Below are 13115 nucleotides of genomic sequence, written 5' to 3' on the forward strand. Positions count from 1 at the left end.
CACCTGCGGTCATCCTGGACGGGCTGCTCCAGGTCGAGTCGTGAGACGAGAAACGGGCCGGCCCACCGGATGTGGTGGACCAGCCCGTTCCAGCGAACTGCTCAGCGGTTGTTCAGCAGGACTTCCGCGATCTGAATGGTATTGAGCGCGGCACCCTTACGCAGGTTGTCGCCGGAGATGAACAGCGCGAGACCGCGGCCGCTCGGGACGCCCGGATCCTGGCGGATGCGGCCGACCAGCGAGTCGTCCTGGCCCGCGGCGGCCAGCGGGGTCGGCACGCCGACCAGGCGCACGCCCGGCGCCTTGGCCAGCAGTTCCTGGGCCTGCTGCACCGAGATCGGTTCGGCGAACTCGGCATTGATCGACAGCGAGTGACCGGTGAAGACCGGCACGCGCACGCAGGTGCCGCTGACCAGCAGGTCGGGCAGGCCGAGAATCTTGCGGCTCTCGTTGCGCAGCTTCTGGTCCTCGTCGGTCTCGCCGGAGCCGTCGTCGACCAGCGCGCCGGCCAGCGGAATGACGTCGAACGCGATCGGGGCGACGTACTTGTTCGGCGCGGGGAACTCGACGGCGCTGCCGTCGTGCACCAGCTTCTCGGCGTCGGCGGCCACCGCGCGGATCTGCGTGGCGAGCTCCTCCACACCGGCCAGGCCGCTACCGGACACGGCCTGGTAGCTCGACACGATCAGACGCTGCAGGCCCGCCACGTCGTGCAGCGGCTTGAGCACCGGCATCGCGGCCATGGTGGTGCAGTTCGGGTTCGCGATGATGCCCTTGGGCAGGTTGCGCGTGGCCTCGGGGTTGACCTCCGAGACCACCAGCGGCACATCGGGATCCTTGCGCCAGGCCGAGGAATTGTCGATCACGGTGACACCCGCCGCGGCGAAGCGCGGGGCCTGTACGCGCGACATGGTGGCGCCTGCCGAGAACAGCGCGATGTCCAGACCCGACGGATCGGCGGTCTCGGTGTCCTCGACCACGATCTCGCCGCCACGCCACGGCAGCGTCTTACCCGCCGAGCGCGAGGAGGCGAAGAAGCGCACCTCGTCGGCCGGGAAGTTGCGCTCTTCCAGCAGCTTGCGCATGACGGCGCCGACCTGACCGGTCGCGCCGACGACGCCTACCCGTACACCCATGGTTTAACGCCCCGTTCCGCCGTGGACGACGGCGGCCTCTTCGCCGCCGAGATCGAAGGCCTTGTGCAGGACCTGCACGGCCTCGTCGAGTTCGGTGTCGCGCACGAGCACCGAGATCCGGATCTCCGAGGTGGAGATCAGGTCGATGTTCACGCCGGCGTTGGCCAGCGCCTCACAGAAGGTGGCGGTGACGCCCGGGTGCGACTTCATCCCGGCGCCGACCAGCGACACCTTGCCGATGTGGTCGTCGTAGAGGACCTGCGCGAAGCCGATCTCGTCCTGCCGCTTGGTCAGCATCTCGACCGCGCGAGCGCCGTCGGTCTTGGGCAGGGTGAAGGTGATGTCGGTCTTGCCCGTGTCGACCTTGGAGATGTTCTGCAGCACCATGTCGATGTTGATCTCGGCGTCGGCGACCGCGCGGAACACCTTGGCCGCGTAGCCCGGCTCGTCCGGCAGGGCGACGACGGTCACCTTGGCTTCGCTGCGGTCGTGCGCGACGCCGGTCAGGATTGCCTGCTCCACGGGAATGTCCTCCATCGATCCGAAAACAGTGGTGCCGATCTTGTCGGTGTAGGACGACCGGACATGAACGGGAACGTTGTAGCGGCGCGCGTACTCCACGCAGCGCAGCATGAGCACCTTCGAGCCGCAGGCCGCCATCTCGAGCATCTCCTCGTAGGAGATCTTGTCGAGCTTCTGCGCGTCGCCGACGATGCGCGGGTCGGCGCTGAAGATGCCGTCCACGTCGGTGTAGATCTCGCAGACATCGGCTTTCAGCGCCGCGGCCAGGGCGACGGCGGTGGTGTCGGAACCACCGCGGCCCAGCGTGGTGACGTCCTTGCTGTCCTGGCTGACGCCCTGGAAGCCGGCGACCAGCACGATCTGTCCCTCGGCCAGCGCCTCCTGGAGGCGGCCGGGGGTGACGTCGATGATCTTGGCGTTGCCGTGCGCGCCGGTGGTGATCACGCCGGCTTGCGAACCGGTGAACGAGCGCGCTTCGGCACCGAGCGAATGAATCGCCATGGCCACCAGCGCGTTCGAGATGCGCTCGCCGGAGGTGAGCAGCATGTCCATCTCGCGAGCAGGCGGCGCCGGGGCCACCTGCTCCGCGAGATCGAGCAGCTCGTCGGTCGTGTCACCCATGGCCGAGCAGACCACGACGACGTCGTGGCCCTGCTTCTTGGTCTCCACGATCCGTTCAGCGACGCGCCGGATCCGCTCGGCGGTAGCCACCGAGGATCCTCCGTACTTCTGAACAACGAGAGCCACGGCTAGGTCCTTCACGATCGACAATCAGGCTTGGTATCAGCGACCAAGAGTACCGGCCCTGGTCCACCGGTTTTGCCGCTACCTCCCCAGCCTGTGGAAAACGACACAGGCTCGTCACCTGTGGATAACCGTCGAAATCAGGCCCGGACGAACCAGGTGACCTGCGTGCCGTTGTCGAATTCCTTGCGCCGCACCGGAGTGAAAGATGTCGGTTTGAAGACGCCGGTGAACGCTTGTACGCCGTCGCCCGCGATGACGGGGTAGCTCTTGATGACCATCTCGTCGATCTCGTCGATCAGCTGACCGGCCAGGTTCCCGCCGCCACACAGCCAGATGTCGCCGCCTTCCTGCCGCTTGAGTTCGCGAACCAGCTCCGCGGGGTCGCCGGAGACGATCTCGACGCCGGGGTGATCGGCCTGCGCGAGCGAGGACGAGACGACGTACTGCTTCAGGTGCGAGAACGGGCTCTCGACGTGCTCGCCCGGAAGGATGTAGGTGCCGCGACCCATCAGCACCGTGTCCCAGTTCTTGGCAGGCAGCTCGGGGTCCATGCCGATGTGCGGCCGGAGATGGGTCGGGATCGAATCGGGGAACTCGGCCGTCATCCATTCCATGTAGTTCTGCGGCGTCGGATAGAAGTCGACCTCGCCGCCGGGACCCGCGATGTAGCCGTCGAGCGAGACACCGATGTAGTAGACAAGCTTTCGCATGGGTACCGCCTAGGTTGTTGTACTCTGATTGAAGTGGTTTGAACGTAGTACTACAGACGGAGTGGTGTCAAGTGCGAACTAATCCCGAACGACGGCAGGCGCTGCTCGACGCGGCGATCGAGGTGCTGGCGGCCGAAGGCGCGCGCGGCCTCACCTTCCGCGCGGTGGACAAGCAGGCCGGGGTGCCCGTCGGCACCGCGTCCAACTACTTCACCAGCCGCGACGAGCTGCTCACCCAGGCAGGCACCCGCTTCTACGAGGTGGTCCAGCCGAGCGAGGAGACGATGGCGCTGGTGAGCGAGGGACCGAAGACGGTCGAGAACATCACCGCGCTGATGAAGGAGGTCGTCGGCCGGCTCGAATCGCACCGCACCGCCTACCTCGCGCTGCTCGAACTGCGGCTCGAGGCGACCCGGCGTCCGGAGTTGCGCGAGGTGCTCACCGAGCGGGTCAGGGCCGACCTGGATTTCAACGTCCGCAACCACCTGGCGTCGGGCCAGCCGGGCGACGAGGCGTCGGTACTCCTGCTGTATCTGGCCCTGAATTGGCTCATCGTCGAGCACCTCACCCTGCCCGGTATCTTCACCGAGCAACAGAGCATGGAGCTGATCGAAACCGCCGTCGAGCGGGCGATACGCCCCTGACCCGGTCATTTGTCCAGACCATAGACGTGTTGACGATCACTGGTACACGTGTGCACAATCGGGCGCGAAGACAGCGGGGGTTTCGGAGGACAGGCAAGATGCGCTCGAAGATCGACATCCGATTCACCGTGGATGCTCCCGTCGACCAGATCATGGATGCGTTGCTCGCCGTCGATCTCCTAGCCGAGTGGTCGACCAACTACAGCGACGTCCGCGTCGGCCCCCGCGACGCCGACGGCAGGCCGCGCCGGGTCTTCGTCACCGCGACCTTCCTGGGCAACTCCGACGCGCAGGTCCTCGAATTCTTCTGGGAACACAACCGGGTGTCCTGGGAGGTCGTCGACAGCAGCCGCGGCTCCAAGGGCAGCGGCTCGTTCGACCTGGTCGAGGGCCCCGAGGGCACCGAGATCGACTATCACGTCGAGATCCAGCTGCCGCTGCCCATCCCCGGCATCCTGTTCAAGCGCACCCTGCGCAAGATGAGCGATGAGATCGTCGCGAACTTCATCGACTTCGCCGAACGGTATCCCGAGGTCCACCGCTACGGCGTCGGCTAGCGGTTGCGCCGACGGCGAAAGCCGCGTCCGTTCCGCGCGGACGAGCACGCCGGGTGCGACGATGAGCGCATGATCGGTACTCGACGGGTTCGGTTCCAGCAGGTGGCCGAAGGCGCCTCGGTGACCCAGCTCGAACTGTTCTTCGACCTCGTGATCGTCTTCGCCTTCACCATGGTGACCGCGCTGGCCGCCGACAACCCGACCGGCGCCAACGTGGTCCGCGCGGCCCTGGTCCTGGCGCTGATGTGGTGGCTGTGGATCGCCTACTCGTGGCTGGGCAATGTGGTCAGGGCCGACGAGGGCATCGCCCGGGTGGCGATGTTCGTCGCGATGGGCGGCGCGTTCATCGCGGCGCTGACCATTCCCGAGGCGTTCGAGGACCTGAGCGGCGGCTGGTTCGGTCCGCTCGTCTTCGCCATCGCCTACCTGGTGGTGCGGCTGGTGCACGTCTCGATCTTCTGGGTGATCAGCGCCGAGGACTCCCAGCTGCGCGGGCAGGTGCTGCGCTGGGCACTGGGCTCGATCACCCTCGGTACCGCGCTGCTCGTCGTCGCCGCGATGACCGACGGCATCACCCAGATCGTGCTGTGGCTGGCCGCGATCGCCGGCGACATGGCCTGGACCTGGTTCGCGGGCACCGACTGGCGGATCAACTCGGCCTCGCATTTCGCCGAGCGCTACGGGCTGATCGTCATCATCGCCCTCGGCGAGTCCATCGTCTCGATCGGCATCGGGGTGGCCGGCCTGCCGATCTCCTGGCCGATCGCGCTGGGCTCGATGCTGGGGCTCGCGGTGTCGGGCCTGCTGTGGTGGCTGTACTTCGACGTCGCGGCGATCTCGATCGAGCACGCCTTCGCCCATTCCCGCGGCGCGCACCAGATCAAGATCGCGCAGCGCAGCTACACCTACGGGCACTTCCCGATCATCGCCGGCGTCATCGCGCTCTCGCTGGGATTGAAGAAGGTGCTGTACTACGTCGGCGACGCCTCGCATCACAAGCTCACCGACGCGCTGCACGGCATTCCGCTGGCCGCGCTCTTCATCGGGCCCGCGCTGTTCCTGCTCGGCGTCGTCGCGGCGAAATACTATGCGACCAAGGAGATCTCGATCGCCCGGGTGATCACCGCGGTCCTGCTGGTCGCGGTGATCCCAGTGGCGACGCACCTGCCCGCGCTCGCCGCGCTGAGCCTGCTGTGCGCGCTGCTGGCCCTACTGGTGATCTTCGAGACCATTCGGTACGCGACCCCGCGCGACCAGATCAGGCACGCTTGATCTGACCGAGGTGGTGGCGCACGCCGTGCTCGGCGGGCGTCGCCCCTCGGTGCGACGGCGGCACCCTGACCCCGGCGCGCACCGCGTCGTTGATCTGATCGAGGTTCTCCCGCAGCATGTCGGCGACGAGTTCGTCGGTGCGCGGGTCGTCGAGCAGCTGGCGCAGCATCCGGTACACGGTGTCGGCGACGAGCCGGATGATGTCGTCGTGGAACGGGACGTAGCGCAGTTTGCTGGTCGTCGGGTCATTCTTGATCAGGTCGACGATCATCTGGTCGACCTCGGCGTGGTTCTCCTCGAGCGCCGCGGCGATGTTCTTGGTGTAGTGGCCCGCCCGCAGGACCTTGGAGACCTCGTCGAGGATCGCGATCGTCATCGGGCGCTTGATCACGTCGACGATGGTGCCGACGAAACGGTTAACGATCGTCGCGGTGACCCGCTCCCCCAGCGCGCGGTCGGCGACCCGGCCGAGCCGGATCAGGATCACCACGATCCGCAGCAGCCGGAACCCGCGGAAGATCGGGCTGGTCACCGGGATCATGCCGAGCACTTCGTACCAGTAGATGAACGGGAAGCTCCACGGCCAGCCCGCCCGGCGCCAGCGCCAGAGGAACTCGATCAGGAAGATGCCGCAGATCGTCCAGTCGGCGACCACGATCGCGTGATAGGTCGTCCCGGAGACGGGAAAGAAGGTGATCCAGACGACCAGCGCGACCGAGATGATCGCCAGGACCAGCATGAACAGGTCGGTCCGTAGCGATGGCGTCTTCGAGCGTACGTCCGGCAACGCCTCGACCCGCTCGATGCCCGGTGAGGCCACCTCGGTACTCCCTTCGAACGCCATCGTCCTTGCCGAGCGTAACGGCCGGTCGACGCGGATCGGTCACATTGCGCGCGACGGTCCGCGCGAGTGTCAGCGACCGGCGCCGATGACGGCCGCGATATTGCGTTCGGCCAGCGCGGTGATCGTGAGCGAAGGGTTGACCGTCGCGGTGCTGCCGGGGATCGCCGCGCCGTCCATCACGTAGAGGCCGGGGTGCCCGTGCACACGGCCGTAGGCATCGGTCGCCTTGCCGAGCACCGCGCCGCCCAGCGGATGCGCGGTGAACTGGGCGTTCGCGTCGTAGCCGAGCGCGCCGTACTCGGCGACCGCGCCCGCGCGTTCGGCGATCCGGTGATCGACCGCGCGTGCCGCGTCGACGACGGCGTCCTGCGCGGCCGCCGACCAGCTCAACCCGACACCGCCGCCGGCGTGATAGCCGAAACGGGCCCTGGTCGGGTCGAGGACCATGCCGAGCGAGGCCAGCGCGCCGGTCTCGAACGGAATGCCCGGGATGTACCAGTTCTCCAGAGTCAGCGGGACGCGCGACTCGTCGAAGACGCGGCTCGCGCTGGGCACGCCCTGGCCCTGACCCGCCACCGCGCTAGCGCCGCGCGCCAGCACCACGTCACCGTTGGTGCCCCAGCCGTCGCCGATGTGCTCGTTGAGGTTGGGCAGCGCGCCGGTGGCCTGGGCGCGCACCAGCAGCTCGGAGGTACCGATCGAACCGGCGCCGAGGAACAGCTTGTCGCAGGTCAGCGTGCGGGTGCCGAGGTTCTGACCGGTCGGGGCCAGTTTCGTCACCGTGACCACGAACTTGCCGCTCGCCTCCTGGGCGATGGCGTCGACGCGGTGGCCCGGGTACACCTGCGACTTGCCGGTCTCCCTGGCGTAGCGCAGATAGTTCTGGTTCAGATCGAACTTGGCGCCGTTGGAATTGCCCAGGTTGGAACGGGCGGCGGTAGCCGAGGCGCGGGAGGTGCCCGCCAGCTCGCTGCGCAGCACGTCCCAGGTGAAGATCGAATCGTTGGCCACCGGCTGGTAGCCCGCGGCGCGGACCTGGTCGTCCCAGGCGCGCGAGTGCGCGAACGGCGTGGAGTGGTAGATGTCGGCGGGCATCGGGTCCAGGCGCAACATTTCGCGCACGCGCGGGTAGTAGACGCGCTCGAGCTCGCCGTAATCGACGACGCCACCGAAGACGTGGTCGAACAGCTTGCGCTCGGGCGCCACCATCGCGCCGGTGAAGATGACCGAACCGCCGCCGACCGCGGCGGCGCGCCACACGTCGATGCCCGGGTACTCGGTGACATCGAGGACGCCGCCGAACGCGCCGAAGCTCATCGGCACCTTGGTGACGCCGGTGAAGCTGGTGCGGTGCCAGAAGCCGCGGCCGTCGGGCAGGTCGTCGCCGGTGAAGATCTCCCGCCACGGGTCGTTGGGCCAGCGCGAACCGCGCTCGAGCACGGTGTTGGCGATCCCGGCCTCGGCCAGCCGCAGGGCGGTGACGGCGGCGCCGAAGCCGGAACCGATGACGATGGCCTCGGTGTGCGCCGGTGCGTCGGGGAGGGGTTCGAAGATCTCCGGTACCCAGGTCCGGAACATCGCCTCGCGCGGATCGGCCGAGGCGGCCGTGGTCGCCAGCGTCGTCCCCACGGCACCGGCGATCGTCGCCAGTCCCGCCGCCTTGAAGAAGGCACGTCTGTGCACCAGGCCACCTCCCTCATCACGCATGGCCGAGCGCAGGATACCCCGTGTGAAACACCAATGGTGTTCGACCGAGGGGCCTTTGGTGGTAGTCACAACCGGTGGGCGGGCCGCAGGCAGCGGCCCGGACTCAGCCCGCCGTCAGCAGCCGGATCACCGCGATCGTGCCGACGACGACGATCACCGCGCGCAAGACGTTCGGCGGCAGCCTGCGACCCACCTTCGCGCCGAGCTGGCCACCGATGATCGAGCCGACCGCGATCAGCGCGACGGCCTGCCAGTTCACCTCGGCGATGGCGATGAAGATCGCCGCCGACACCGCGTTCACGATCAGCGCCAGCACGTTCTTCACCGCGTTGAGCCGCTGGATGTCCTCGTGCACGAAGACCCCGAGCAGGCCGAGCAGCAGCACGCCCTGGGCGGCGCCGAAGTAGCCGCCGTAGATGCCGGTGCCGAACACCGCGACCAGCAGGATCGGGCCGCCGTGCTCGGGAGTGGCCGCGTCACCGTCGGCCCTGCGCCGCTTCACCCAGGCCGCCAGCCGGGGCTGCACGACCACCAGGATCAGCGCGGCGATGATCAGCACCGGCACGATCGCCTTGAAGGCCTCCGCGGGCATGACGAGCAGCAGGATCGCGCCGGTGATGCCACCGAGCAGCGAGGCGGTGCCCAGCTGCAGCAGTCGCGACCGCTGCCCTTCCAGTTCGCGGCGGTAGCCGATCACCCCGCTGACCGAGCCGGGGACCAGACCGATCGTGTTGGACACGTTCGCCGTCACCGGCGGCAAACCGAAGGCAAGCAGCGTGGGGAAGGTGATCAGGGTGCCGGAGCCGACGATCGTATTGATGCCACCCGCGGCGATGCCCGCCGCGAGAATGGCCACTTGCTGTAACCAAGTCATTCGAGTTCCTTTGTGACGTCTCGTCGGACGCGATGGTCCGTACAAGCGTGCGATTCGCTGAAAACCGTACCGCTCGCTTACTACCGGCCGGTTTCCCCAGGCCGCTTACCAGCGGGGTAGGGCACGCGGTATCCTCGAAGGATCATGCAGCGGGCACTTCTTCTCGGCCGCCGCGACGGGTTCTGATACGGACCGGCTCCCGTCGCGGGGTTCCAACGCGCCGGTCGACCCGCTCCCACCAGGGAATCCACCTCACCCACGGAGAAACTTGCATGTCCTCGGCTGACGCATTCGTATCCGCTTCGCGCACCATCACGGCCCCCGGCAAACCCGCACCGGCCGACCAGCCCGCCTGGAACCACCAGAAGAACTCGTCGATGCCATCGTTCCGGTACCGGCCCTTCGCCGAAGAGGTCGAGCCCATCTCGGTGCCCGACCGCACCTGGCCCGACAAGATCATCGATCGCGCGCCCGCGTGGTGTGCCGTCGACCTGCGCGACGGCAACCAGGCCCTCATCGACCCGATGAGCCCGGCCCGCAAGCGCCGCATGTTCGACCTGCTCGTCCGGATGGGCTACAAGGAGATCGAGGTCGGGTTCCCGGCCGCCAGCCAGACCGACTTCGACTTCGTCCGCGAGATCATCGAGGACGGCGCGATCCCCGACGACGTCACCATCCAGGTCCTGACCCAGTGCCGCGCCGAGCTGATCGAGCGCACCTTCGAGGCCTGCAACGGCGCCCCGAACGTGATCGTGCACTTCTACAACTCCACCTCCATCCTGCAGCGTCGCGTCGTCTTCCGCGCCGAGCGGGACGCGGTGAAGAAGATCGCCACCGACGCCGCCGCGCTGTGCCTGGAGATCGAGAAGAAGTACCCGGACACCGCCTGGCGCTACGAGTACAGCCCGGAGTCCTACACCGGCACCGAGCTGGACTACGCCCGTGAGGTCTGCGACGCGGTCTCCGAGATCATCGCGCCGACCCCGCAGAAGCCGCTGATCATCAACCTGCCCGCGACCGTCGAGATGGCCACGCCGAACGTGTACGCCGACTCGATCGAGTGGATGCACCGCAACCTGGCCCGCCGCGACTCGATCGTGCTGTCGCTGCACCCCCACAACGACCGTGGCACCGCCGTCGCGGCCGCCGAGCTGGGCTACCAGGCCGGCGCCGACCGCATCGAGGGCTGCCTGTTCGGCAACGGCGAGCGCACCGGCAACGTCTGCCTGGTCACCCTGGGCATGAACATGTTCTCCCGCGGCATCGACCCGCAGATCAACTTCTCCGACATCGACGAGGTCCGTCGCACGGTGGAGTACTGCAACCAGCTGGCCGTGGCCGAACGTCACCCCTACGGCGGCGACCTGGTCTACACCGCGTTCTCGGGCAGCCACCAGGACGCCATCAACAAGGGCCTGGACGCGATGAAGGCGGCCGCCGACGCGCAGAACGCCGACGTCGCCGACATCACCTGGGAGGTCCCGTACCTGCCGATCGACCCGAAGGACGTCGGCCGCACCTACGAGGCCGTCATCCGGGTGAACTCGCAGTCCGGCAAGGGCGGCGTCGCCTACATCATGAAGACCGACCACGGTCTGGTGCTGCCGCGCCGGCTGCAGATCGAGTTCTCGCAGGCGATCCAGGCGATCACCGACGGTGAGGGCGGCGAGGTGACGCCCAAGGAGATGTGGGACGTCTTCGCCACCGAGTACCTGAACCCGATCCTGCCGCTGGAGCGGATGCGCCAGAAGGTGACCGCGTCGGAGACCGACGGTGGTGTCGACACCATCGTCGCCACGGTCAAGGTCGACGGCGTCGAGCAGGAGATCACCGGGTCCGGCAACGGCCCGCTGGCCGCGTTCGTCGACGCGATCGCCACCGTCGGCTTCGACGTGCGGGTGCTCGACTACAGCGAGCACGCCATGTCCGCCGGTGACGATGCGCAGGCCGCCGCCTACGTCGAGGTCGCGATCGGCGACAAGGTCGTGTGGGGCGTCGGCATCGCCACCTCCATCACCACCGCGTCGCTGCGGGCCGTCGTCTCGGCGGTCAACCGGGCCGCCGCACGCTAGTTCGCCGACACGAAGGCCGGGCCCGCAGCACGCGGACCCGGCCTTCGCCGGTTGTGCACACTGCCGAAAGGGCTGTGGACAACTCGGGCCCGACCGGTCGGCTTCGGTACGGATCTACCGGTTGAGCTGCGCGCATGCCCGCTCACAGCCGCTCCGGAGCCTGCCGCCCCCGGCGCGCGGAAATTAGCACCGTGCTAGCGTTTTGGTGCACATTCAGCGCCGAGCTTCCTGCTCGTTCATCGGGCAAAGTGGGGGAACTGTGACCAACAACGACCATAATCCGACGTCTCCGCCCTGGCTGCAGAGTCCGTCGGCTGAGACGGCCGACGCTGCGTCCGGATCCGCCGGAGTGCAGACGGCCACCGACGACGACCTCGAGCCGACAGGCGCCGCGGGCGAGCAGGCAGACGAGCCCGCCGAGCCGCAGCCCGCCGAGGCGGCGGTGGCCGAGCCGCAGGCCGGACTCGCCGAGCAGACGGTGTTCCAGCCGGGTGGATTCGTGCCAGGCCCCTTCGCGCCGAGTCAGTATCCGGGAGCGCCCGATTCGTACCAGAGCGGTGGCGCGCATCCGGTGGCGCACGGCCCCGAGCAGCAGCCGTGGCCGGGTCAGCCCGGCCCGGGCGCCGAGCAGCCGTGGCCCGGTCAGCCCGCCCCCGGCGCCGAGCAGCCGTGGCCCGGTCAGCCCGCCCCCGGCGCCGAACAGCCGTACCCCGGTCCGCAGGCGACCGGTGAGCAGCCGTATCCCGGCGCTCCCGGCCCGTACCCGGGCGCGCCCGAGCAGCCGCAGTTCCCCGGGCCCGAGCAGCAGCCCCAGGGACCCCAGTCCGAGCCCATCTACAGCTGGGCGCCTCCGCCGCCGCCGATGTACCAGCCGCCGATGCAGGGCGGCATGCCGCCCGGTCAGCCGGGGCAGCCGGGTCCGCTCGGCCCGCCGCCCGGTCAGCCGCAGTGGCAGGGCGGGCCTGCGCCGCAGCATCAGCCGTTCCAGCCGCAGCACGTGCCCGCCCCCGGTCAGCCCGGCCATTCGGTCAACGACCTGAACCTGCTCAAGCGGGCCCGCAAGGCGCCGCGCAGCGGATGGCGGCGCGCCGTGCACAAGGCCTCCGGCGGCATGATCAACCCGGGTGAGTCGGCGGCCGACGTCGTCCACCGCGATCTCGCCGAGCGGGTCAACCAGCCGGTCCGCGGCGACTACCGGATCGCGATCCTCTCGCTCAAGGGTGGCGTCGGCAAGACCACCACCACGGTCGGTCTCGGTTCCACCTTCGCCTCGCAGCGCGGCGACCGCGTCATCGCGATCGACGCCAACCCCGACCTGGGCACCCTCGCCCACCGGGTGCCGCGGCAGACTCGCTCGACGGTGCGCAACCTGCTCGAGGACCAGAACATCACCCGCTACTCGGATGTGCGCGCGCACACCTCGCAGGCCCCGAGCCGACTGGAAGTGCTTGCCTCCGAGCAGGACCCGGCCGTGTCGGAAGCCTTCAGCGAGGCCGATTACCGCAAGGCGATCGGCATCCTGCAGTCGTTCTACAACATCATCCTGACCGACTGCGGCACCGGCCTGATGCACTCGGCGATGTCCGGCGTGCTGGACATGGCGAGCTCGCTGGTGCTGGTCACCTCGCCCGCGATCGACGGTGCGCGCAGCGCGTCGGCGACGCTGGACTGGCTCGACCACCACGGCTACAGCAAGCTCGTCGAGCGCACCGTCGTCGTCGTGAACGCCTCGCGCCGTGGCGCGTCGACGGTCGACCTGGACCAGCTGCGCAAACTGTTCCTCGACCGCACCCGCGCCGTGCAGATCGTCCCGTTCGACGATCACCTGGCCGAGGGCGCCGAGATCGACCTCGAGCTGGTCAGCAAGCCGACCAGGCGCGCGCTGCTCGAACTGGCCGCCATGGTCGCCGACGATTTCGGCTACCACGGACAGCAGCAGGGCCAGCAGTACCCGCCGCAGGGTCAGCCCTACCCGGGTCAGCCGTACCAGCCGGGGCAATTCTGAGATAGCCGAAGGTCGTGGGGGGAAC

11 protein-coding genes are annotated in these 13115 nt (G+C 68.4%); 5 read left to right on the top strand and 6 right to left on the bottom strand.

Annotated elements, in window-relative coordinates:
• Positions 1-101: 101 nt before the first annotated feature.
• The 3 genes from ACIO52_RS09445 to ACIO52_RS09455 all read right to left on the bottom strand — a co-directional run bounded on the left by ACIO52_RS09445 (position 102) and on the right by ACIO52_RS09455 (position 3115).
• Positions 102-1136 (bottom strand): aspartate-semialdehyde dehydrogenase, encoded by a 1035-nt coding sequence (locus ACIO52_RS09445; RefSeq protein WP_402642891.1) that lies wholly within the window; start codon positions 1134-1136, stop codon positions 102-104.
• 3 nt (positions 1137-1139) lie between these two features.
• Entirely contained in the window at positions 1140-2405 is a 1266-nt protein-coding gene (locus ACIO52_RS09450) for an aspartate kinase (protein ID WP_218716967.1), read from the bottom strand.
• A 137-nt stretch (positions 2406-2542) separates the two neighbouring features.
• A complete protein-coding gene (locus ACIO52_RS09455; RefSeq protein ID WP_316573203.1) occupies positions 2543-3115 on the bottom strand; it encodes a dihydrofolate reductase family protein in 573 nt (190 codons plus the stop codon).
• A 71-nt stretch (positions 3116-3186) separates the two neighbouring features.
• Between ACIO52_RS09455 and ACIO52_RS09460 the strand changes: the two genes are divergently transcribed.
• The 3 genes from ACIO52_RS09460 to ACIO52_RS09470 all read left to right on the top strand — a co-directional run bounded on the left by ACIO52_RS09460 (position 3187) and on the right by ACIO52_RS09470 (position 5588).
• Complete coding sequence (locus ACIO52_RS09460; protein ID WP_218716965.1) at positions 3187-3759, top strand: TetR/AcrR family transcriptional regulator; 573 nt, start codon at positions 3187-3189, stop codon at positions 3757-3759.
• Between the two features lie 98 nt (positions 3760-3857).
• Positions 3858-4316, top strand: coding sequence for an SRPBCC family protein (locus tag ACIO52_RS09465; RefSeq protein ID WP_218716964.1), 459 nt, complete (start codon positions 3858-3860; stop codon positions 4314-4316).
• A gap of 69 nt (positions 4317-4385) precedes the next feature.
• Entirely contained in the window at positions 4386-5588 is a 1203-nt protein-coding gene (locus ACIO52_RS09470; protein WP_402642896.1) for a low temperature requirement protein A, read from the top strand.
• On the opposite strand, the gene ACIO52_RS09475 is transcribed toward ACIO52_RS09470, so the two are convergent.
• From ACIO52_RS09475 to ACIO52_RS09485, 3 genes are all read right to left on the bottom strand, one after another.
• The gene (locus ACIO52_RS09475; protein ID WP_316573201.1) at positions 5575-6432 is read right to left on the bottom strand and encodes an ion transporter; all 858 of its coding nucleotides are present in this window, start codon (positions 6430-6432) and stop codon (positions 5575-5577) included. The genes ACIO52_RS09470 and ACIO52_RS09475 overlap by 14 nt on opposite strands.
• 69 nt (positions 6433-6501) lie before the next feature.
• Positions 6502-8115 carry a GMC oxidoreductase gene (locus tag ACIO52_RS09480; protein ID WP_402642899.1) on the bottom strand — a complete coding sequence of 538 codons (1614 nt, stop codon included), beginning with the start codon at positions 8113-8115 and terminating at the stop codon, positions 6502-6504.
• A 127-nt stretch (positions 8116-8242) separates the two neighbouring features.
• On the bottom strand, positions 8243-9013 hold the full coding sequence (locus ACIO52_RS09485) for a sulfite exporter TauE/SafE family protein (RefSeq protein WP_316573200.1): 771 nt from the start codon (positions 9011-9013) through the stop codon (positions 8243-8245).
• Between the two features lie 272 nt (positions 9014-9285).
• Here ACIO52_RS09485 and leuA point away from each other — a divergent pair, with 272 nt between their 5' ends.
• Positions 9286-11085 (top strand): 2-isopropylmalate synthase, encoded by a 1800-nt coding sequence (leuA, locus tag ACIO52_RS09490; protein ID WP_218716960.1) that lies wholly within the window; start codon positions 9286-9288, stop codon positions 11083-11085.
• A 349-nt stretch (positions 11086-11434) separates the two neighbouring features.
• The gene (locus ACIO52_RS09495; RefSeq protein WP_402642902.1) at positions 11435-13090 is read left to right on the top strand and encodes an AAA family ATPase; all 1656 of its coding nucleotides are present in this window, start codon (positions 11435-11437) and stop codon (positions 13088-13090) included.
• Positions 13091-13115: the final 25 nt, after the last annotated feature.

Source organism: Nocardia sp. NPDC087230 (assembly GCF_044744725.1).
Lineage (GTDB): Bacteria > Actinomycetota > Actinomycetes > Mycobacteriales > Mycobacteriaceae > Nocardia > Nocardia canadensis.

What these genes read in the sequence shown, in the direction of transcription:
- ACIO52_RS09485 (WP_316573200.1), bottom strand. Translation starts at nt 9,013, where the DNA reads ATGACTTGGTTACAGCAAGTGGCCATTCTCGCGGCGGGCATCGCCGCG.
- ACIO52_RS09455 (WP_316573203.1), bottom strand. Translation starts at nt 3,115, where the DNA reads ATGCGAAAGCTTGTCTACTACATCGGTGTCTCGCTCGACGGCTACATC.
- ACIO52_RS09470 (WP_402642896.1), top strand. Translation starts at nt 4,386, where the DNA reads ATGATCGGTACTCGACGGGTTCGGTTCCAGCAGGTGGCCGAAGGCGCC.
- ACIO52_RS09465 (WP_218716964.1), top strand. Translation starts at nt 3,858, where the DNA reads ATGCGCTCGAAGATCGACATCCGATTCACCGTGGATGCTCCCGTCGAC.
- ACIO52_RS09445 (WP_402642891.1), bottom strand. Translation starts at nt 1,136, where the DNA reads ATGGGTGTACGGGTAGGCGTCGTCGGCGCGACCGGTCAGGTCGGCGCC.
- leuA (WP_218716960.1), top strand. Translation starts at nt 9,286, where the DNA reads ATGTCCTCGGCTGACGCATTCGTATCCGCTTCGCGCACCATCACGGCC.
- ACIO52_RS09475 (WP_316573201.1), bottom strand. Translation starts at nt 6,432, where the DNA reads ATGGCGTTCGAAGGGAGTACCGAGGTGGCCTCACCGGGCATCGAGCGG.